Origin of the sequence: Nostoc sp. (genome assembly GCF_036917455.1) — a bacterium.
Lineage (GTDB): Bacteria > Cyanobacteriota > Cyanobacteriia > Cyanobacteriales > Nostocaceae > Nostoc.
The window spans coordinates 1-20959 of record NZ_JBALDK010000242.1; the positions used below are offsets into that span (position 1 = coordinate 1).

General features: G+C 40.2%; 18 protein-coding genes. 7 read left to right on the plus strand and 11 right to left on the minus strand.

The features are described from left to right. Together V7K42_RS26895 and V7K42_RS26900 are read right to left on the minus strand one after the other, a co-directional pair. On the minus strand, nucleotides 1-628 hold a 628-nt coding region (locus V7K42_RS26895; protein WP_334920497.1), incomplete at its 3' end, for a type I restriction-modification system subunit M N-terminal domain-containing protein. Between the two features lie 332 nt (nucleotides 629-960). Further along, nucleotides 961-1473, minus strand: coding sequence for a TniQ family protein (locus tag V7K42_RS26900; protein ID WP_334920499.1), 513 nt, complete (start codon nucleotides 1471-1473; stop codon nucleotides 961-963). A gap of 478 nt (nucleotides 1474-1951) precedes the next feature. Here V7K42_RS26900 and V7K42_RS26905 point away from each other — a divergent pair, with 478 nt between their 5' ends. The 3 genes from V7K42_RS26905 (at nucleotide 1952) to V7K42_RS26915 (ending at nucleotide 3958) form a co-directional block, all read left to right on the plus strand. Continuing rightward, entirely contained in the window at nucleotides 1952-2263 is a 312-nt protein-coding gene (locus tag V7K42_RS26905; RefSeq protein WP_334920500.1) for a hypothetical protein, read from the plus strand. Next, entirely contained in the window at nucleotides 2256-2540 is a 285-nt protein-coding gene (locus V7K42_RS26910; protein WP_334920502.1) for a helix-turn-helix domain-containing protein, read from the plus strand. Before V7K42_RS26905 ends, V7K42_RS26910 begins: the two co-directional genes overlap by 8 nt. Nucleotides 2541-2644: 104 nt before the next feature. Then, nucleotides 2645-3958 (plus strand): hypothetical protein, encoded by a 1314-nt coding sequence (locus V7K42_RS26915; RefSeq protein WP_334920504.1) that lies wholly within the window; start codon nucleotides 2645-2647, stop codon nucleotides 3956-3958. Nucleotides 3959-4055: 97 nt separating this feature from the next. Here the strand turns inward: V7K42_RS26915 and V7K42_RS26920 are convergent, their stop codons facing one another. The 7 genes from V7K42_RS26920 to V7K42_RS26950 all read right to left on the minus strand — a co-directional run bounded on the left by V7K42_RS26920 (nucleotide 4056) and on the right by V7K42_RS26950 (nucleotide 12801). Next, complete coding sequence (locus V7K42_RS26920) at nucleotides 4056-4976, minus strand: ATP-binding protein (RefSeq protein ID WP_334920506.1); 921 nt, start codon at nucleotides 4974-4976, stop codon at nucleotides 4056-4058. 5 nt (nucleotides 4977-4981) lie between these two features. Beyond that, nucleotides 4982-6898 (minus strand): Mu transposase C-terminal domain-containing protein, encoded by a 1917-nt coding sequence (locus V7K42_RS26925; protein ID WP_334920508.1) that lies wholly within the window; start codon nucleotides 6896-6898, stop codon nucleotides 4982-4984. A gap of 738 nt (nucleotides 6899-7636) precedes the next feature. Further along, nucleotides 7637-8428, minus strand: a complete 792-nt coding sequence (locus V7K42_RS26930) for a YdcF family protein (RefSeq protein ID WP_334920509.1) — start codon at nucleotides 8426-8428, stop codon at nucleotides 7637-7639. Nucleotides 8429-8542: 114 nt separating this feature from the next. Next, complete coding sequence (locus V7K42_RS26935; protein ID WP_334920511.1) at nucleotides 8543-9049, minus strand: hypothetical protein; 507 nt, start codon at nucleotides 9047-9049, stop codon at nucleotides 8543-8545. A 64-nt stretch (nucleotides 9050-9113) separates the two neighbouring features. Beyond that, nucleotides 9114-10637, minus strand: coding sequence for a bifunctional aminoglycoside phosphotransferase/ATP-binding protein (locus tag V7K42_RS26940; RefSeq protein WP_334920513.1), 1524 nt, complete (start codon nucleotides 10635-10637; stop codon nucleotides 9114-9116). 92 nt (nucleotides 10638-10729) lie between these two features. Continuing rightward, nucleotides 10730-11347 carry a 50S ribosomal protein L25/general stress protein Ctc gene (locus V7K42_RS26945; protein WP_334920515.1) on the minus strand — a complete coding sequence of 206 codons (618 nt, stop codon included), beginning with the start codon at nucleotides 11345-11347 and terminating at the stop codon, nucleotides 10730-10732. A 110-nt stretch (nucleotides 11348-11457) separates the two neighbouring features. Continuing rightward, nucleotides 11458-12801 (minus strand): adenylosuccinate synthase, encoded by a 1344-nt coding sequence (locus tag V7K42_RS26950; RefSeq protein ID WP_334920517.1) that lies wholly within the window; start codon nucleotides 12799-12801, stop codon nucleotides 11458-11460. A 649-nt stretch (nucleotides 12802-13450) separates the two neighbouring features. On the opposite strand from V7K42_RS26950, the gene V7K42_RS26955 reads away from it, so the two are divergent. Together V7K42_RS26955 and V7K42_RS26960 are read left to right on the plus strand one after the other, a co-directional pair. Continuing rightward, nucleotides 13451-14665, plus strand: coding sequence for a CHASE3 domain-containing protein (locus tag V7K42_RS26955; protein WP_334920519.1), 1215 nt, complete (start codon nucleotides 13451-13453; stop codon nucleotides 14663-14665). A 3-nt stretch (nucleotides 14666-14668) separates the two neighbouring features. Continuing rightward, complete coding sequence (locus V7K42_RS26960; RefSeq protein WP_334920521.1) at nucleotides 14669-15652, plus strand: two-component system sensor histidine kinase NtrB; 984 nt, start codon at nucleotides 14669-14671, stop codon at nucleotides 15650-15652. Between the two features lie 117 nt (nucleotides 15653-15769). On the opposite strand, the gene V7K42_RS26965 is transcribed toward V7K42_RS26960, so the two are convergent. Further along, on the minus strand, nucleotides 15770-16723 hold the full coding sequence (locus V7K42_RS26965; RefSeq protein WP_334920523.1) for a Rieske 2Fe-2S domain-containing protein: 954 nt from the start codon (nucleotides 16721-16723) through the stop codon (nucleotides 15770-15772). 326 nt (nucleotides 16724-17049) lie between these two features. Here V7K42_RS26965 and V7K42_RS26970 point away from each other — a divergent pair, with 326 nt between their 5' ends. Beyond that, on the plus strand, nucleotides 17050-17748 hold the full coding sequence (locus tag V7K42_RS26970) for a TetR/AcrR family transcriptional regulator (RefSeq protein WP_334920525.1): 699 nt from the start codon (nucleotides 17050-17052) through the stop codon (nucleotides 17746-17748). Nucleotides 17749-18041: 293 nt separating this feature from the next. Here V7K42_RS26970 and V7K42_RS26975 read toward each other — a convergent pair whose 3' ends face one another. Continuing rightward, entirely contained in the window at nucleotides 18042-18722 is a 681-nt protein-coding gene (locus tag V7K42_RS26975) for a peptidoglycan-binding protein (RefSeq protein ID WP_334920527.1), read from the minus strand. A 973-nt stretch (nucleotides 18723-19695) separates the two neighbouring features. Between V7K42_RS26975 and V7K42_RS26980 the strand changes: the two genes are divergently transcribed. After that, nucleotides 19696-20733: an NADP(H)-dependent aldo-keto reductase gene (locus V7K42_RS26980; RefSeq protein ID WP_334920529.1), complete on the plus strand. Its 1038-nt coding sequence runs from the start codon at nucleotides 19696-19698 to the stop codon at nucleotides 20731-20733. Nucleotides 20734-20959 lie beyond the last annotated feature (226 nt).

Genomic DNA, 20959 nt, shown 5'->3' on the forward strand with positions numbered 1-20959 from the left:
GTCTAAGAATATCGGGAGCCGAATGAGGTGAAAGTCTCACGTTCGGTTCTAACTGAGAGGTGCGGAGGATAATACCTCCCATCGACTCAACCAAATACTCATACGCCGCACCCAGCAAATCGGGAAATTCTAAATCTTCATTACGTAGCGATCGCTTGTCAAAATGTTCTATCATTTGGCGTAACTGCAAATCGCTTAACGTACTCTTGCCACCCACTTGTTTATTAAAATCAATATGGTCAAAAACATCCCGCAACACCGCCGGGTTAGCATCAGCAAGACTTTGTAAGGCAGTATTAAGTTTATCGCCTATCTGTTGATGAAAAGTGTTAACTATCGTATTCCAACGAGATTGTGGTGGTACAAATAACGTATAAGCTTCTGTATTAGTCGGAACATAACGTTTAGGGTTGTCCGCCTTTTCCCTAGCAGCTTCCTCACTCTCTCCTTTATCCATAAATTCTTTAACAATTTGCTGATAGCGCCCATCAAACACATCAGCAGCCCGCTTTAAGAACAGCATCCCAAAAATAAATTCCTTATATTCAGAAGCGTCCATCTTCCCGCGCAAAATATCAGCCGCCGCAAAAAGGTGACGTTCCAGCTTCGGAAGGGTGAGTTTTGCCATAACAGTAAAATCCCTGGCTTTGTGATGAGCAGAAATTTGCTTTTACTTCGTGGGTATTAGCACTTTATTGATAGCGAGTATAAACAAAGCCAGCATTAATGAACTTTTTGCTAACTTACTCTCTGTTTAACCCATCAATTAAATAAATGTCTTTTTACAGACAATCACTCATGTTACCACTGGAAGGCAAAAAAGTATTTTATACCCAGCTAATTGGCTTTATTTTTGTTAGATGTTATTAAAAACAACTGCTAACTGTGAAGCCCTGTTAATGCTTGTACAGCAAATAACTAAAAATTTTAACCACAATAACTAGATTGCAGTGATTTAACTTAGTAAGGCTTCTGACGCTTTGCCATACTTCTAAAAGGGGCATGACATTTTTTGCATTCTCCCTGTTCCCATAAAGCTGGGATAGCAAAACGCTCTTTGCAAAAGGGACATTCTGAAAGCAAACGCAGCTTATGATCATCACACCCCACAGTTGATTGAAACTGCCACTCTAATCGATGATATGGTTGCTCTACATAACACACAGCACACAACCGTATTGGCTCCATTTTCATTTTTTCACCCTTGGGCGGGAGCATTTGAGCAATTCGGTCTACATCTAAACCAATTAATTTAGCAATTGCTTCTAATTCCTTTTGACTGGGAAATGGATTAAACCGAAATTTCTCCCACCGTGCTAATACTGGGCCAATTCCTGCGGCTTTACTTAATGTCCCAGGAAATGAGACGCAAACTGCCTCGTGTCGCCTAAATCGTCCAAAATAGTGACTAATACTCTCCCCTTCGTTGGGTTCTACATACCAAGGCGGCTGTTGAACAGCTTCTGGCTCCATAACTACATTTCAATACCTAAACGGCTTGCCATAGACAAGGGAAATCAAACTGTTTAACAACTGCCATAGCAATCTAGTCAGTTATCTTGGCAGCAAGCTGGTTGAAATCCTGGATGCTGAGAGTATTATTCGGTTAACCGAATCTAATTGTTCGGTTAACCGAATAATACTATGAAACAGTTTGATCAGCAATTTTAGGAATCTTGTCTCGCCCATCTCACCAAAGCCTCGTATATCTTTTTGGGGAAAGATTATATCGAAGTTTGTCCGCGATTGCTTTGGCTCATCAACTTTAGAAATATTTACCGCCAGATCATCATATCCCTGCAACCCTTTTTAAAATCTCAAAAATGTTTAGCAATGTTTTTTAATGTGTTAAAATGTTTATCTGATAAAGTAAGAATATTAAAAAACACTAATTTAATGCTTGCAGTAACTTGAAGAATGCTTATAGCTTTTGAGATATAGGAAAGCCTCTATGCGTGATATTCTCCGCCAAATACCGCCAGTAGCGATGCCAGAAGTAATTCCCAGCGAATTACCCCACCAGAGATTTCGTCTTGGTGAATGGGTGCGCTGGTTTCAAGTACCCAACGGTGATTATGGTCGCGTTATTGGAGTCATATACACTCAACAAGCTAGTTGCATTGCCACTGGCTTACATTACTTAGTTCTTTTAGATGAGCGCAGTCCCTCTCGTGACACCTGTGCCTGTGACTTTGCTTTCGAGGAAGATATCGAACCCCTAGATAACTCATTCTTAGAAAGGCTTCAGGGCAATCATGTCTGAAGCGCAACAACATCAACAGTTGCTAAAACTGCACAACCAAATGTTCATGTCCCCCCAAGATTTTAGCTATCGTTGGGGATTAGGTTACGAAGAATTAGCAAAAATCTGTGCCATCTCTAAATCAACGGCTTATCACTGGTTGGGTGGACAAGCCAGCCGCCGAGAAGCTGGATTACCTTATCAGAGAATTATGGCTGTGGCTGATTTTCTTTTCGCCAACGCCGAAGTAATTAACCCTCTGTTGGAAGAATGGCATAATCCTCAACACCCGAATTAATCCTTCAGTTTTTGCAAATTGACAAAACTTTTCTTCATCACCTTGACTGACATAAAAAATTGGTAGTAGGGTGCAATTTATCGTCACCAGCCTAGCCCTGCTCCATGAACCGTTCCACCAATGATTCCTATTACTTGCCCTCTAGTATTGAATTGACCCAAAGCCATGTCCTGATTCATCGCATGGCAATCCCTCTCAAAAATGCAATCAGCTATTTACAACAATTTCCCCAGTCAGAATACGAGGATATTTGCCGGGATGCTTTTGAGTTAGGATTTCTTTGCTTGCAAACTGCTCAAACTCGTCATGGCAACGAATTAATTAAGCAGCAGATGGAATCTTTATTGGTGGAGTTTCAGCAGGCAGTCAAAGTAATTGCTGAGTCTTTTGGGCAGGAATTAGTTAATCAAGTCGGAACAGATAATGGCCAATTATTAGCTCCACTGCAAGCTCAAATTAATTTGACTTCAGCCGTCCTTACTGAAAAACTCAATAGCGTCGGCACTTTGCTCACACACGAAATTGACCCCGCCAGAGAAACTTCTGTTGTTGGCCGCTTTCTCTCTTCATTACGTCAACTATTAGATGCTAAACGTTCTGATTCTATCCAGGGAGCATTTAAAGCAGCATTAGTAAATGCCACTAAGGAAAACGGTACTCTGGCAGTGGCAGTCAAAAATGTGGTTTCCGAGTCGGTCAAACCGCTAGCTGAACAAGTGGAAAAACTGACTAGGGAAATTCGAGATCAACAGGTAACACAACAAGTACTTGAGCAGACAACTGCAAAAGGCATAACTTATGAGGAGTTAGTTGTTGTCGAGTTGCAAAATTGGTCAAAGTTGAGTGGTGCGGAGGTAGAGCATATTGGTAATGATGGAGACACTGGCGATATTCTTGTCAAATTTACAAGTAAATCGCTAGCTGCAATTGAAGTATCAATTGCGATCGAGCTAAGAAACAGACCCTCAAAACCTTTTGGTCGTCAAGCAATCACTCAACATTTACAAGAAGCAATGGTGCGGCGTTCTGCTAATTCGGCAATTTTTTTAAGTTATTCCCGTGAGGGGTTAGCACAAGAAATCGGTGATTGGGCAGAGGGAGTTTCTGAGTCAGGTTATTGGATCGCCACAACCCATCCATTTTTAATTATTGCTATCCGCTTTTTGGTGATCCAGCAAAGGTTAAATAAATTGCGTACCTTTGAATCAGAACTGGATGTGACTGCTGTTGAACAACAAATTCAGCAGATTCGCACAGCTTTAGGACGAATCAGGACTATAAAAAAATCTCTGACGGAAATTGGGAAGGGTGTGGCTGTAATTAAAGTTGAGGCAGATGCGCTGAGTGGAGATATTCAATCAGCGTTGAAATCAATTGAGCAAACACTAAGTTTTGTTGGCAACAAAAGTATCGATTAAGAGATTAAGTCCCATAATCCTGTAAAATCATTAATTTCTAGCTTCATAGCTTATATTTCATGCCCGAATATCTTGATATTTAAGCAAAGGACATATTTTAGCCTTTCCTATCAAATTTAACTCTTGGTTGTTTACGTCTACCAAAACGTTGGGTCAAATCGTGTTGATTCAGTTCAAAATTCGGTTCATCAATTTTCAGTATTGCAATCTTGCGAATTAAATCATATAAAGGCTCAATCAAACCTTTGGATCTCTGTTCCAAATAAGAAATTGCACTATCAATTTGAGTAAGATTTAATCGACGGTTTTCTAGCAGAAATTTTTCTTCCCAGTCGTCCACAACCTCAATTATTTCTTCTTTCGTTAAATTAGGAAACTCGTATGACTCTAAAAATGAGTCATGAACGCGCACGTATGGGAGACTTTTCCGTTCAAGAATATTATCGCCTAGATAGTAAGTTCCAACTAGGATAACTGGAATTCGCATTTTTATAAAAACATCGATTAGCTCATTAAAAGCTTCCAATGTTAAATAGTCGGCATTACCAATGATGAGTATTTTGACACCGTATCCTTTAAGAGTTCCCCATGCACGCGATCGCAAATCTCGCAGTGTTCCAACATGAGCAAGCGGATGACCTATTTCTTCCATAATGGAACAATATAAATCTGTTGGCCCACCATGCTGGTCAATTTCGGCATAGATCACAGTCGCAGGAATTTCTAACAGAGTTCCTCGCCGTTTCACATATTGCGTCCTGTACAGTTGACAGGCTTTTAATAAGCCAGAACCTGTAGCAGAGGTAACATAACCACAGAGTTTTGCATCACGCTGGTCATCAAGCCAGTCAAACAATTCCGTATCGCGGTCTAGGGGAAGGTAAGTGTTAGCTTTGCCAATCCGTTCAACCTCAGCTTGTGCTTCAGGCGATCGCCGTAGTTCCTCAGCAGGTTGCAAACTTGCATCAAACGACTTCTGAAATTCTAGATTGGCACTGGCTAAGTTTGTCTCTGACATGGCAATTACCAATTATCCTTCATAAATTGGTTCCAATCTTTCACACCTACTCTAGGTCGCCGTCTAACTTTGGCTGTTTGATTGGGATCAGGTTTATTTTGCGTAACTTGCTTATCTATTGAATTTACAGTGTTTTGTGCAACTGCGTCAGAAGTAGATATTAAATCTTCTTGTGATGTTGTTATTTCCTCTGGTGTTGCATTTTCAGGAAATAACTCTACTACTTTTGATTTGTTAGTTTTAACCTCGTGTTTTTGCTGGGCTTTTTTACGGCGTTCTCTGCGTCTCTCCTTACGAGTTGTTTCTACATCCTCAAAAACAGACAATCGTTCGTTTAAAATAGAGGAATTATCTACTTGTTTACCTTCATCGCGCAATTTTTTCTTAATATGGTTCAATTCAGCCAGAGACATTCTTGCTCGTTTACAATCTCTAGCTTGTATAACACCTATAAAATTTCCTGGTTCACCGTTAATAGGGCGAGTATAAGCAAGAACTGTTGTAATATTACGCTTGTCATATCTTAAAGAAACTTGCTTACCTTCATAATTTAACAAGCAGTCTCCTTGATATACCCAACCAAGAAAGTTTACGGAACCATGTTTTTCTACATTGCGTATCGCAATTTTCATTAAACAAATATCTAGTTCACGTTGATCGATAAGTTCAGGTTCTTCTAATAAAAAACTGGATTTCCATCGCACAATACGTTTTTGATTAATCCTTGGATAATCATGATGATTGTAGTGGTCTACAAAATATTTCACCAATCTTTTTTCTAATTGATCAAGCGTCAGACAGGCAGTTCTTTCAGCTTCGGGAGGGCGTTCTTCAACACTTGAACCAGTATATCCACCAAAGAAAGACAAAATTTCTTTATTAATCTTGTCAAAAATAGATTCAATTAAACCACCTGCCTGTGGAAAAGCACGCAATCGTCGTATAAAACCTAACTGTAGCGAAATTTGTTTTAAATGTTCTGACTTAAATTCCTTTGCACGGTCTGTCATTATATATTCAGGAATTCCACAAACCTGCCATGTTTGTTCGAGTTCGTACTCTGCTCCATAGTGCTTTGGTAAAATTGCATGACGCAGAGCCAAAGCAACTTCATGTGAGCCAGCAGGTTCAAAACCTAAATGAAAACCTGCGATACAGCCAGAATAACTATCCATTACTAACGTTATGTATGCACGACCAATAACTTGTTTAAATTCCTCGTCAACCAACAAAATATCTAATCTCGTATGGTCTATTTGCCAAATTTGGTTGCTTTCTGTGATTTCTAAAATACCTTCAGTTGTTTGAAGAATTTTTCCTTCTATGGGTGATCCAGGATGACGTACTGTCTTATTTTTCTCTTCTAAATAACAATTTATTACCTTATAAACAGTGACATGAGAAGGATGCCGCCCTGCTATTAAATCTTCCCTCACCTGAGAGTATCTCTTAAATTTTTCATCATATTTCTTGTGTTGTAATTCCTCTCCTTTAGAAGCTAAAGATTTTAAATAGACAAAAATCTGATTGTGATTAATCCGAGAACCTTCTGTATTACCCCATTCATGAAGGCTCACAATAAAATCATGCCAATACTTGGAAATACGATATTCTCCCTTATCCTTGCGCCCAACAGCTAGATTTGCAACTCCTATCTGTTCAACTTTCGCTATCATGCGTTTAATGGTTCGAGTGCTTTTACCCAGAGCTTTCGCTGCATCTGCGATCGCCTCTCTGCGAACCTTTTTATTTGATGCTTGCACAATGGCATCAATGATATCGACTTTTTGCTGAAACTCTGGCGAATCATCATTAAACAGTAGATAAGACTTCCCCTCTACCTGCTCTCCACCCTGCTCAGTAGCAAGAACTTCCTCATGATCGGGGAGATTAGCGCCTTGACTCAAAGAACGCGTAGACATACACTTGACCCGTCTTCCAAGAAAAATGACATCATTTACTTTAAAAATTTATCAGAAAAATGACATCATTTACTTTAAAAGTAGCGAGAGAATAATTCAAGGTAAAATATGGCTCAAAGACTTTTGTAGTCAGGCTTTTGGCTTATTAGAGAGCTATTGGAAATTGGACAATAATTCTTTAAAAGTGACAATAATTATTTAATGGACACCATTTGTACTTGTACATTCGTACATTATGTGTCGCATTTCTCAAATTGATGTCGTTTTTCTCAAATTGATGTCGCTGAGACTATTTTTCGGAGTCAATTCGATTATTCTGAGTTTTCGCAAATTAATGTCGTTTTGTCTTACTATTGACTACACAATAAGTTATTAATCCAAGTGCATTATTCGATTATTTATAATTGTTCGATCGCAGCACTCCTTTCAACCCTCCCATGATCAGCCCTACTTTATAACCATTTTAAAGTCTTATTAAGACAAGTTAACAACCTATTTTCAACCCACCCCTAGTCGGGATGGTAATTGAAACTCAGCCCTGAAACTTCAGTTTTTGATGATTTCTTTCAACCCACTCCTAGTCGGGATGGTAATTGAAACTCTTCAAAATCTGCGATCGCACTCAAGCCCGATTCTCTTCTTTCAACCCACCCCTAGTCGTGTACGTTCGCAAATTATAGACAAATCCAGAATAACGGATTCGAGAATGATTCACTTAATTAATAACTCATAGCTTTATTAAAGCCAACCACGCAAACCATAGACAAAAGAACCAATGTACTCTTTTAAAGCTGTGGTAAATTGGTGCAAGTTGTCGGTATCAGGTAATAAATTCAGTATAGCGGCTTTGGGAGTGCTACTAAGTTCTTGCAGCTCACCCTGAGTAACTAAAAAGTCAGTGGGTGTAGGAATAGCATTAATTCCTTGACGTTGGAAAATCCGCAGAGATCGCGGCATGTGCATTGCAGAAGTAACTAATAATACCTGTTTAATATTACGAGATTCTAAAATTTTTCGGACATTTACAGCATTTTGATAAGTATTAAGAGATTCAGTTTCCTGAACGATTGCCTCAGATGGAATACCAATAGATGTCAGTATTGTTGCCATATCTGCCGATTCTGGCGAACCGCTACCACGCCAATCAATGCGCCCCCCGCTAAGAATGATTATAGGCGCTTTTTTTTGGCGATATAGTTGTGCGGCATAAATCACGCGATCGCCTGCTTCACTCAAATCAACCGTAGGTCTTGGGAAAAAAGCTGATTTAGTTGCGCCACCCAAAACCACAATCGCTTCTGCAACAGGTACTTGAGCAGACGGGAGATTTTGCCATTCTAGCGATCGCACCAATGATTTAGCGATCCAAGCATTACTACAAAATAGTAATAAACTTAGAGCAAAAGCAATTGCGATCGCCGCAGTGCGCGGTCGTTTCCACAATGTGACTAATGCCACTACCAAACTGACACAGGCTAATCCGAGTGGATAAAAAAATAGTGGTAGTAATTTGGATAGATATAAAAACATATTGAGGATTAGGGATTGGGTATTAAAGATTAGAGATTGAGGATTGGGGACTGGGTATTAAGATTAAAATAATTCTTTCCCATTCCCCAGTCCTCAGTCCCTAATCCCCAGTTCCTACCTTTCCCAAAATCTGAAATTAAAACTACTTCCAGGAGTGCGACGGTAACGGCGGGCGGTTTTTCTGATTTGCCTTTTGTTGATCCTGTCGTTGGTTGGTTCAATTTCACTCTCTTCTGATTCTTCAACTTGCAACTGAGTTCTAGTTTCTTCCTTACTTCCCCACCAAGCAATAATCCAGCCTCCAGCTAAACCGCCTATTCCACCTAGTAAGATACTCATTGGTGGTGGATACCCCAAATAGACAAAGCCAAGCATGAAAAATAACCAGTATTTCAGTCCTGTATCAACGCCATCAGAAGAGGCTACAGTTGGTGCTTGGGTGCTATTGTTGGTTAAACTTGTGATCCAGCTGAGGATGAAACCGCCCATGATTCCTAAGAAGATACTTAGGGCTGGCGCAGAGCCGGTCATTACTAATATAAATGTTAAAAATGCCCCAAATAACAATTGAGAAAAGAAGGTGGGAGAAATACTAAAAAAGTCGTTCTTTTTGTCTGCCATACAGTAAAAAAAGCTATTAACTACATACTAATTCGTACTTCGTAATTTTCGATTCAATTACGAATTACGAATTACGAATTACTTGAGTTGTATCCAAAATCTTTACGTAGGTTTGTTCTTCTTCAGTGAAAGGTTCAGCTTGTTTGATTTGTGAAGATAATAAATCGGCGGTGGCATCAGCGATATCACCAGTGCGATTGTTTAGACGCTCTTTTAGAACTTCTAGCGGTGCTGTACATTGGATAATCTGAAAGGGAATTTCGTGCTTTGTAGCTTGAGCGATCGCTTCTTGCCGCAATTGCTGTTTATCATACTTGGCATCCAAAATCACCGAAAAACCAAGTTTCGCAAGGATAATTCCCAATTCCAACAGCCGTGTGTAGGTTTTTTCGGTCATCTCAGGTGTATACAAATCATCGCCACCTTTTTCCCACAGAGGAATTCCCCCTAAATGTTTCCGCACCGCATCAGAACGCAGGTGAATCGCTCCCTGTTGACGGGCTAAATATCTGGCTGTGGTACTTTTACCAGAACCCGACAACCCCGACATCAAAATTAGCCCTCCAACCTTTGGTTTAGTATACTCCCAAGCTTGTTTGTAATACTCACTGGCGGTTTTTGTCGCCTCTTCTTTTACCGTCGCAGGTACACTCGGATCGCCTAGCAAAAATGATGTCACCTTCGCTCTGACATAAGCTTGCCGACTTAAATATAAAGGCAGCACCTGTAAACCTTCCCAGTCTCCAGTTTGCTCTATGTAGGCATTCAAAAACGCATTACCTAAGTCTTTGCGTTGCCGCGCTTCCAAATCCATCACCGTGAACGCCACATCGTACATCACATCGACAAAGCGAAACGGCTCGTTAAATTCAATGCAATCAAACAGCAAAATTTTATCGTGCCACAGGGCAATATTTCTCAGGTGTAAATCCCCGTGACATTCACGAATATAGTTGTTGTGAATTCTGCTAGCAAATAATTCTGGACATTCGGCAAAAAACTTATCTGTATATTGCTTTGTTTCTGTAAATTGTGCTTGAGTCTGGGGGCCACTAATATAATTCTCAGTTTGCTCATAATTCTCGTCAAATGCAGCCCGGACTTTTGGGACTTCACCAAAACTGCGAATATAATCATTCGTCTGTGCTTCGGCATGATATTGAGCCACCACCCGTCCCAACTCATCTAGAAGTGTCTCATTTAACTTACCCTGTTCAAAAAATGTACTCAATAGCGACTCTTGAGGAAACTGCCGCATTTTCAGCACATATTCTACAGCCTCAGCCGTTCCCCCTAACTGGTATTGCTCCCCTACCAGAGTTATGGGCAAAACTTCTAAATATAGTTCACCAGCACCCCGCTGATTTAACCGTAACTCTTCCTGACAAAAATGCTGCCGCTTTTCTAAGGTGGAAAAGTCCAAAAAGCCAAAGTTCATCGGTTTTTTCAACTTATAAGCGTAATCTCCAGTCAGCAGCACATAAGAAATGTGAGTTTGAATTAGTTCAATGGGTTCTGTTACCGCATGGGGATAAAATCCAGGCTGCAACATTTGCTGAATTAAGACTGGAAGAGTCGCTTCTGTCATTTCTATTCCTCTGCGCTCTCTGCGCCTCTGCGGTTCAAATACAAAAAAACCAGGAGTTTCCCCCTGGCTATCATCAAAAATTATTACACACTTTACGTAGCTTCAGAGACTGTTTCACCCTCTAACTCAGCCTCATCCTCAGCAGCAGCACTGATTTGCGGCTGCGAGACGCTAACTACGACTCGCTCCGTATCACCAAGAACTGTAAGACCTTGAGGCAAGACTAGCTCGTGAATACGTAAGCTATCTCCGATTTGCAGGTTAGAGACATCAATTTCAATTATTTCCGGGATGTTTTCTGGCGCACAGCTCACTTGCAACTCAGTGATAACAGTGTCTAAAAAACCTCCTTCTTGTTTAACACCAACAGCATTTCCCAAAAAACGCAGTGGTACTTCTACAGTGGTGTCACCGTGACCAGCAACCGCGAAAAAGCTGAGGTGATAGGGCGTACCTTTTGCTGGATGGATTTGAAGTTCCCGCAGCAGGGTTTTACCACGCCAAGGTGCATCAGCAATGTTTAATTCAATCAAGGTGTTATTAACTGAAACCCTTTTGAGCAGGCGCTCAACAGTTTTAGCATCAATAGTCAAAGAAATTGATTCTGTACCCTTGTGACCGTACAAATTTCCAGGTATCAATCCAGAACGGCGCAAAGCTCTTGGCTTGCTGCCTTCTGGACGTTTTTGAGATTCGACTGTAATAGCCATAGAAGTTGTCCTTTGTCAGTTGTTAGTTGTCAGTTGTCATTTGTCATTTGTCATTTGTCATTTGTCAGTTGTAAACACCAATGACCAATGACTAATGACCAATGACTAATTTACGCACTTAGCAAGGTAGCAGGTGTGCCGTCAGCCTGCAATAAAGCGCGTTTGGGCCCGTGGATGGGGTCTTCTACGATTATTGTTTGATCGCGGCTTGCTCCTAGTGAGACGATCGCGATCGGGACTTCCATTAATTCGGCGAGGAATTTTAGATAGTCCAGTGCTTGCTGTGGTAAGTCTTCCAGGGTGCGGCAGTGGGTTGTTGACACTTTCCAACCTGGTAAGGTTTTATAGATGGGACGACATCGAGCAAACTGACGAGAACTTGTGGGGAAGTGTTCGCTGCGTCGGCCATCTATATCATAAGCTACACAAACTTGGATTGACTCTAATTCATCGAGGACATCCAGTTTGGTCAATGCCATACAATCCATGCCGTTAATTCGCACGGCATAGCGACCAATGACCGCATCAAACCAGCCGCAGCGCCGTTTGCGTCCGGTGGTTGTGCCAAATTCGGCACCGCGATCGCACAACAATTCACCCAACTCTCCATCCAATTCCGTGGGAAATGGCCCCTCTCCCACCCGCGTTGTGTAGGCTTTCGACACGCCAATTACTCGGTCAATCGTTGTCGGCCCTACCCCTGTACCAACGCAAGCCCCACCCGCGACGGGGTTAGAGGAGGTGACATAAGGATAAGTTCCATGATCTAGGTCAAGGAGCGTACCTTGTGCGCCTTCAAACAAAATATTGCGCCGTCGCCCAATCGCATCGGATATTTTTAACGATGTATCAACAACGTGAGGGCGCAAACGTTCTGCATACCCCAAATACTGTTCAATCACCTCTTGTGCATCTAGAGGCGGCAAGTTGTAAAGCTTTTCTAAAATGACGTTTTTATAATTAATCGTCCACTCCAACTGCTCACGTAGCCCATCGGGATCCATCAAGTCTAAAACCCGAATCCCTGTACGTTCAGATTTGTCAGCATAAGTCGGCCCAATGCCCCGACCTGTTGTGCCGATCTTATAGCTTCCCCGTCGTTCTTCAGATGCCTGGTCAATCAACCGATGATAAGGCATTGTTACGTGGGCTGTCTCAGATATCAGCAGGTGGTCAGTGGAAATATTTAGTTCTTTTAGTTGGTCGATTTCTGCGATCAAAATCTGTGGATCGATGACTGTTCCACAGCCGATAATGCAATCAGTATTTGGATACAAAATACCAGAGGGAATCAAGTGCAGTTTAAAAGTTTGACCTTTAACTACAATCGTGTGTCCAGCATTGACACCCCCTTGGTAACGAACCACAACATCTGCGGAGCGACTGAGTAAGTCAGTTATTTTACCTTTTCCTTCATCGCCCCATTGGGCACCTATGACAATGACGTTAGCCAAGAGCTTATATTAAGAAGTAAAGTTTCCACAAACTATAATTATTAACATATTGTTTGAATCATGTCAAGCTGATTATTGTATATTCACCGGAGCGGAGGTCATTCGCACGCCAGTTGTTCTTGGGAGGACATTGCGCTGGTAGGGTTTGCCGACAAAAAGTTTTCTGACTTGTTCGCGTTGGCGCAGCGTCTCACAGAGAATACCGGACTCAATACTGCTCGGTTAAAAGTCGATCCCCCCAACCCCCCTTAAAAAGTGGGAAGAATCAAAGTCCCCCTTTTTAAGGGGGATTTAGGGGGATCTAGAACCTTTAATACCGACAAGAGGACTTTTCAAACATCCTCTTACTTACGCAATAATCCTCTGATGTCCTACTCTATGGGCAACCACTTCTGTACAAGACGCTTTGCGAATGTGTCTATGCGTTCTATGTAGTTTATTTTTTGATGATTTAAAACTGCCTTGATTACACTACTGCTCAAAATGAATTTATATTAAAAACTAGCGGATTTATTTGTAACTATTATGTATAAATCATCATCCCAAAAAATCCAGATATTTACAACTCTAAAAAATTGTATTTTTTACCCGTGTTATCAAAATCATTAAAATATTCTCAGTACTTGTTTTTAATCTTTAATATTAACTGATGGATGTTATCTGCCGCATAAAAGGCGATCGCACGATCAAAAAATGTTATCGAGTCCACAAGCTAAAAGCAATATTCGTCTTAGCCTTGGCAATTGTATTTACTAATGCTGTAGTCTCTTATAGCAATACTATGAAGCTGATTCACAACCAGCAATGGGTGACATCTTCTTATGAAGTTATTACTCAAGTTGAAAGTATTAAATATACACTCCAAGATACTGAAACGGCACAACGTAATTACCTAATTACAGCAGATGCAGACGATCTAAAAACTTATCTTGCAGCTTATCAACAAACTAATCGCAATATTCAAATTCTCAGTAAGCTAACTGCTAATAACCATCAAAAACAACAATGGATTTATTTGCTGGAGCGGAAAATTACCAGTAGGCTCAGTATTCTGCAACAAGAGATTTCCCTCAGACAAAACCAGGGATTTAAGGCAGTTCGACAGCGAATCTTATCTGATAAGGACAACCCAAGTAGCAAAGAAATCCAACAGCTTATTCACGATTCTTTAGAGGTAGAGCAAAATTTATTACAGCAGGGAATGCAGCAGGTGCAAGCAAGTTACCAAAAAGCGATAGTTACATTTTTTCTCGCTGCTATTGTGGATTTGGTGTTAGTGGCGCTGCTGTATGATTTATTGTGGCATTATATCAGACAACTTCAGCAGATGGAACTGGCCCTACGCCAAAGCGAAAACCGTTTACGAGCCATGATAGATGCAGAACCAGAATGTATCAAGTTAATTGCTAAGGATGGCACCCTTTTAGAAATTAATGCCGAAGGATTGGCAATGATGGAAGTGGAAAGTGCTGATGTATTGATTGGTAAACCAATTGATGCTGTAATTGTGCCAGAATATAGAGCAGCTTTTGCCAACTTGCATAAAAGTATCTGCCAAGGTAACAAGGGGACTTTGGAATTTGAAATTGTGGGATTTAAAGGTACTCGTCGCTACATGGAAACTCATGCTGTACCACTGCGTAACGAATCTGATGGTACATTTACCCATTTGGCACTGATGCGAGATATAACCCAGCAAAAACAGGCAGAACAGAAAATTCGCGAACAAGGGTTGCTGCTAGATGTATCAACTGAGGGGATTATTGTACGAAATATCCACAACCAAATCTTGCTTTGGAATCAAGGTGCTGAACATCTGTATGGCTGGAAGGTTGAAGAAGTTGTAGGTAAGAATGTGTTGTAACTTTTGCATAAAGATATTTCACCACAGCTAGATGATGCTTACTTGAAGGTGATAAATACAGGTGAGTGGCGGGGTGAGTTACATCAACTAACAAAGGAAGGGAAAGTAATTATCGTTGAAAGTCGGTGGATACTGATTCTAGATGATAATGGACAAACTAAGTCGATTTTGAGTGTGAACACCGAGATTACGCAGCAGAAACAACTGGAAGCTCAACTTCTGCGATCGCAACGTTTGGAGAGTATCGGTACTCTAGCTAGCGGTATTGCCCATGACCTGAACAATATACTATCCCCAATTTTAATGTCAGTTCAACTGTTGCAGAAGAAATTGCCCGATTCGCAGAGTCAGCAAATACTGCAAACTTTAGAAAATAATGTTAAACGAGGTGCTAATTTGCTCAAACAAGTATTGTCTTTTGCACGCGGTATTGAAGGCAAACGGACGATTGTGCAAATTCAGCCTTTGATGGCAGAAATGGAGCAGATTATCGCTCAAACATTTCCCAAATCTATCATCTGTCAGGTAGATATTCCTAAAAATCTGTGGTATGTCCGTGGAGACACAACTCAACTACATCAGGTGCTGATAAATTTAGTAGTCAATGCCCGCGATGCTATGCCCAATGGCGGTATATTGAGGATTGCAGCAGAAAATCTGGTGATTGGCGAACATTCTGCCCAGATAAATATTGATGCTAAAGTAGGTTCTTATATTGCGATCGTGGTGACTGATACTGGAATGGGAATGTCGTCGGAAGTCCAGGAAAGGATTTTTGAACCATTTTTTACCACCAAAGAGGTAGGCAAAGGTACAGGTTTAGGACTTTCCACAGCGTTGGGTATCATTAAAAATCATGGTGGTTTTGTTAATGTTTACAGTCAGGTAGGCAGAGGGACTCAATTTACAGTTTACTTGCCTGCTTCAACATTCAGAGACACACATTCGCTGTCTCAAGAACTGGAATCAGTTATAGGAGATGGCTAATTTTTTTTGGTGGTGAAAGGGTTACGTGAGAAAGGTTTTTAAGCACAAGCGATCGCAGAATAATCTGGTTTTACTGTCCAGTCGTAATGGTGAAGCAGTGTAGAAAGCAAATCAAAATTACCAATCATGGTAGAGTTTTTCTGCGTAGAACATAATCTCTTCATTTGGCAATCTAATTTTTGGTTTTTGCCGAGGATACAAACTTTCAACTGCACCTGTATCCTGTTCAATGACTATGGCTGCTGCTTTTAAAACAGAATTTTTAAACAGAAATTTCATCAAAGGATTGACTACTTTGGCATACATCAAAATAAACGTCTTGGTGATTTTTTCTGTTTCAGGATAGAGAATATGAATTTGAGCAATATCACCAATCGGCGTTTTAGCAAAAAAACCAGTAGTTGAAGGAAAAGCGTATTCGAGTGTGTTACTGAGATTTTTGGGTAGAATGCCTAAAATGGGGTTTTTTATAATTTCTCCTAGCGGATTATTATCTCTCCTCAAATCTTGTTTGATTGTGGCATAGTATCCTTTTTCCTCAAAAGAATTGACATGACAATATTTAATTTTAAATAGTTCTTTATGAGTCCCGTTTTGGTGGTTATAGTCATAGTTAACCATCAGATTGCTCAAAAAGTCACCCTGAATACTTTTATCCCCAGTTACTCCAAGGAACTCGTATTCATCAACAATTTTTTGATGCAAATTGGGGATAGGCAATCTTGGCTCAAACCCAGCATAAGTCCAGAGACAATCATTGCTAATAATTAGCTCTAATGGTTTTGTAATAGGCTGATTATCTTTTTTTTCTCCTTGCTGTAGTCTGCCTTGTCCATCAAATTCTAGTGCATGAAAAGGGCAAGTAATAGTATTTCTCTCTTGACAAACCCAGCCATCTGATAAGGGGGCTTGCATGTGGGGGCAGATGTTATCAAGGGCAAAAAATTCACCTTTTTGGTTTTGCCAAATAACATAATCCTGTCCGTTTAAAGTAATTTTATTAGGTTTATTCACTCCTAATGTAGATTTGTGCGCGATTAACCAAGGCGCACCAGGTAAAATTGGTTTCATTTTTCCTCCAAAATATTGATAATTTATTGAAAAATCGCTAGATGCGTGAGCAAAAAGTAACGAAACATTGAAACTTAAAAGTTGTAAACAAGCTGGTGTCGCCTGTCCTACATCTGAATGTAAATTGGGATAATTTAAGTCTTGTCTGCAATGGACGAACTGACTATACCAGGCATTTGCTCGGCTAAGTTTGGCTACTGCATGGATAAGTTAGACAATTAACTAATTTTTTAGTTAGTGAATATTAATTTAATAAATTTTATCTTCTATGTCAACTACTAACCAATTTTTTAGTTAATATATTTTGGTTATGATGATGGAGCAATGTGGGTCGTTCAACGGAGTCAAAATTCTCATCTAAAAAGCCGCGTCAGGTGCGCGATGCAGAAGCGACGAAAAAGCAGATTCTTGATGCGGCAGAAGCAGAGTTCGCTAGAAATGGACTTCAAGGGGCGCGGACAGAGGCAATCGCTAGAGGTGCAGGTGTCACCACCGCGATGATTTACTACTACTTCCAGAGCAAAGAAGGGCTATATCAAGCTGTTCTGCAACGTCCAGCGATGGAGATGCACGAAGAGTTGGGACAGCTAAATCTGGATCGGTTCCCACCAGAGGAAGCCTTGAAGATGCTTGTCAAAGGAGCGATCGCTTATGAGGCTGCTCACCCGCACAGAGGAATGCTTTGGTTTCAAGAAGCAAACCAAAATCAGGGAAAGTATTTCAAACAGGGGAATTGGCAAGAAAATTTTAGCTATCTCATCAATATTTTAGAGCGTGGAATGGCGGAAGGTTGTTTCCGTCAAATCGATCCATTTCTGACCACTCTGCATATTATTGGGGTTTGTAATATGTACTTCAACGCCTATGAAAATATCAAACATACTAGACCCGATTTGCAACTGCTGAGTCCAGAAATGATTGAGCAGCATACTCAAGCAGCAGTTAATTTCATTTTGGCTGGTGTGCAAGCAATCAAAGTTAACAATATATCAAAGGAGAGTAATGCGAACAGCGACGATAAGTAAAGGACTCTTATCCAAATGGCACTAAGTTAAGCTGAAGAGTATGCAGCGTAAAGATTGCAGAAGGGCAGGGGGCAAAGGTGCAGAGGGGAATTTCTAAATATTCGAACGCAATACCTAAAACTTCTTCTTTCTCCCCTGCTCCTCCGCTCCCCTGCTCCTCTGCTCCTCTGCACCCAAGAGCCTCAACGATTTTCCCTTTACAAGCGTGCCATTCGACTCTTATACATTACTGACTTTTTTGGTTGTTGTGGCTGTTCGATTATTGCAATTGCGAGTGAAATTCTGCCTAACTTCTAAATACCTAGAGCTACTCTAGTTTCGGGGCCCACTACACCATCTACAAGTAGACCTTTACTTGCTTGAAAGCTTCGGACTTGGTTAACAGTTTCTTGACCGTAAATTCCATCAACCCTGAGATTACCTAAAGCTGTCTGAACGTCTCTCACAAGCTGACCTCTAGAACCAGGAGTAAGAATCACTGAACCCCCAACGCCACCAGGACTACCACTAGGACTACTTATAGTAGGATTGTTAGGTTTGTCACCAACCCATCGAGCAAAAACGTATCTACCCGTAGTAAGCCTAGCAAAACCGTTTTCATATCTTTCAATCGCTGGAAGGGTTGCTCCATTTGATACACAATCCACATAAGAGTAGTTAGTGCTTGGGCCTGTACGGATACGTAAACAACTGCCGTTAGTCTTTACATAAGCAGCCGAACTCACTTGAATTTGGGCAGCAACAATAAGTAATACACCAACACCAGCTAAAGCTAACCAAGCTGAAGATTTAAGAAGTTTTTGCCAATTAAATTTAGACTTGCTGATTCCAGATGCCTGTTTTTTAGTAATAACTATGTCAGAAGATTTAAGAGGTGTTTCCGCATTTAATTGAGATTTAAGCGGATTATATTTGGTCTTTCCAGATGCCTCTTCCTGAGCAATAAACATGTGAGAATAAGCAAGATATTCCATAATGCACCCTTTTATATGAAAAAATGAGTACTCACAGAGAACTACTAGGTTGTTCTCTGTATTTATTCTTAGTATATTTTATATCAGCAGCCTTTTAAAAGGTTTTTACTAGTAGCGAAATTAAGAAAAAATAAATAAAATTAACCTGAGTTTGATGAACCGTAACCTACCTTGAACTAAACCCGCATTTCTCACAAGCTTGAGGGAAAGGAGGGGCAGAGGGGCAGAGGGGCAGAGGGGAAAGAACTTGGTATTTGGAACTCTCCCCTGCTGTCTCAATGTGCAAATTAAAAACACAACAGCTTAGTTTGTAACTTCAACTTTAATGAATCAAAAGTATCATAATCATCTCATCAAAGGTTATAACTTTTAAGTATAAAATTTAAGCTTTTTGTTATTTAAACTACATTTGTGTATATATGAGCGTCAGTGGAAGCGATCGCAGTAAAAAATTCTCAGCCTAACTTTTAGTCATTGCTACCAGGCGTTGTAAACTCTTTTAGATAGATTTGGTATATTTAACTACCCTAAAGACAAGCTATTTAGGACTCAATAGCTGAATATTAACATTTATTAAAACTTAATTCTAGAAGAATCTAAGGATTTCCTGATATACTACTGTAAGTCCTAAAATTTAACGTAGTATGCGTAGAGACTAAAACAGTCCATTTCACAAATACTCAATAAAAGCAAGTATTTTCTCATCCAATTTTAGATTTTTATTACTTACAACTAGCTTACTTATATGGTTTATTTATGAAACAATAAACAATTATATCTAAATAGTACTGTTTGCTTATCAATTTTTAGTAGCTTAGTAAAAAAAATAATTTGCTGAGAAATTTATATTGGTTTAGTGCAACATGGTTAGTGTTTGAAGCTAAGTTAATTAAAAATAATAACGTGCTTGACAAGAGGCGTAACTTTCAACAAAAATATCACTGTTAAAGTAACCGAATAACAATGCAAAAACATGAAGCATAACCAACTTGGTAAGAGTGACTTAAAGGTTTCTGAAATATGTCTAGGCACTATGACTTATGGACAACAAAATACCATTGAAGAAGCCCACGAGCAGCTAGATTATTCTATTGCCCAAGGAGTCAACTTTATTGATGCGGCAGAGATGTATCCAGTTCCAACAAGTGCAGAAACTTATGGATTAACTGAAACTTACATTGGCGAATGGTTAAAACATCAACAAAGAGATCAACTTATTATAGCTACTAAAATTGCTGGCCCTGGTCGAGGCTTTAAATGGTTGCGTGGAGGAGCCAAAGCAATTGACCGTGATAATATCAAACAAGCTGTAGATGATAGTTTAAAAAGATTACAGACAGACTATATCGATTTGTATCAAATCCACTGGCCCGATCGCTATGTGCCACGGTTTGGGCAAACGGTATTCGATCCGACTCAGGTGGGAAACACCGTTCCGATTACTGAACAGCTAGAAGTTTTTGCCGACGTAATTAAGGCGGGAAAAATTCGCTATATCGGTTTAAGTAATGAGACACCTTGGGGAGTTGCCCAATTTAGTAATACTGCTAAACAATTGGGATTACCCAAAGTTGTCTCGATTCAAAATGCTTATAACTTACTGAATAGAGTATTTGATGGAGCCTTAGCAGAAGCAGTTTATCACGAAGAAATTGGATTACTCGCTTATAGTCCTTTGGCATTTGGTTTCTTGACTGGCAAATACCTAAACGGCAAACCAGAAAAAGCAAGAGTAACTTTGTTTGAAAATTTTGGTCAACGCTACTTAAAACCAAAAGTTAGTGAAGCAGTAGCAGCTTATATAGATATTGCCAAGCGCTATCAACTAAGCCCAGTGCATTTGGCTTTGGCATTTGTGCGGAGTCATTGGTTTGTGCCTAGCACAATCATTGGTGCTACGACATTAGAACAACTTAAAGAGAATTTGGAAAGTGTGGATGTAGTTCTCAACAAAGACATTTTGGAAGAGTTGGATATAGTTCATGCTCAGTCTCCAAACCCAGCACCTTAAGCGGATGTTTGAAAAGTCCTTAGTGATGTATCAAATACTTTTATATCCCCCTAAATCCACGCCACATGCTCCACTTGGGGAGACCCCAAGACCGCAGTGGCTCCCCTTAAAAAGGGGGACTTGGATTCCGGTTCCCCCCTTTATAAGCTATCCATTATAAACATCTTTCTTAACAAAAGCTTTGACAAAAACCAGAAATTGTGTATGTTGTAAACGAAAATCCTAA

Excerpts from the sequence above, each read along its gene's own strand:
- V7K42_RS26965 (WP_334920523.1), bottom strand. The coding sequence starts at position 16,723 with ATGAAACCAATTTTACCTGGTGCGCCTTGGTTAATCGCGCACAAATCT.
- V7K42_RS26910 (WP_334920502.1), top strand. The coding sequence starts at position 2,256 with ATGTCTGAAGCGCAACAACATCAACAGTTGCTAAAACTGCACAACCAA.
- V7K42_RS26980 (WP_334920529.1), top strand. The coding sequence starts at position 19,696 with ATGAAGCATAACCAACTTGGTAAGAGTGACTTAAAGGTTTCTGAAATA.
- V7K42_RS26935 (WP_334920511.1), bottom strand. The coding sequence starts at position 9,049 with ATGGCAGACAAAAAGAACGACTTTTTTAGTATTTCTCCCACCTTCTTT.
- V7K42_RS26930 (WP_334920509.1), bottom strand. The coding sequence starts at position 8,428 with ATGTTTTTATATCTATCCAAATTACTACCACTATTTTTTTATCCACTC.
- V7K42_RS26920 (WP_334920506.1), bottom strand. The coding sequence starts at position 4,976 with ATGTCAGAGACAAACTTAGCCAGTGCCAATCTAGAATTTCAGAAGTCG.
- V7K42_RS26900 (WP_334920499.1), bottom strand. The coding sequence starts at position 1,473 with ATGGAGCCAGAAGCTGTTCAACAGCCGCCTTGGTATGTAGAACCCAAC.
- V7K42_RS26975 (WP_334920527.1), bottom strand. The coding sequence starts at position 18,722 with ATGGAATATCTTGCTTATTCTCACATGTTTATTGCTCAGGAAGAGGCA.
- V7K42_RS26925 (WP_334920508.1), bottom strand. The coding sequence starts at position 6,898 with ATGTCTACGCGTTCTTTGAGTCAAGGCGCTAATCTCCCCGATCATGAG.
- V7K42_RS26915 (WP_334920504.1), top strand. The coding sequence starts at position 2,645 with ATGAACCGTTCCACCAATGATTCCTATTACTTGCCCTCTAGTATTGAA.
- V7K42_RS26955 (WP_334920519.1), top strand. The coding sequence starts at position 13,451 with ATGGATGTTATCTGCCGCATAAAAGGCGATCGCACGATCAAAAAATGT.
- V7K42_RS26905 (WP_334920500.1), top strand. The coding sequence starts at position 1,952 with ATGCGTGATATTCTCCGCCAAATACCGCCAGTAGCGATGCCAGAAGTA.
- V7K42_RS26940 (WP_334920513.1), bottom strand. The coding sequence starts at position 10,637 with ATGACAGAAGCGACTCTTCCAGTCTTAATTCAGCAAATGTTGCAGCCT.
- V7K42_RS26945 (WP_334920515.1), bottom strand. The coding sequence starts at position 11,347 with ATGGCTATTACAGTCGAATCTCAAAAACGTCCAGAAGGCAGCAAGCCA.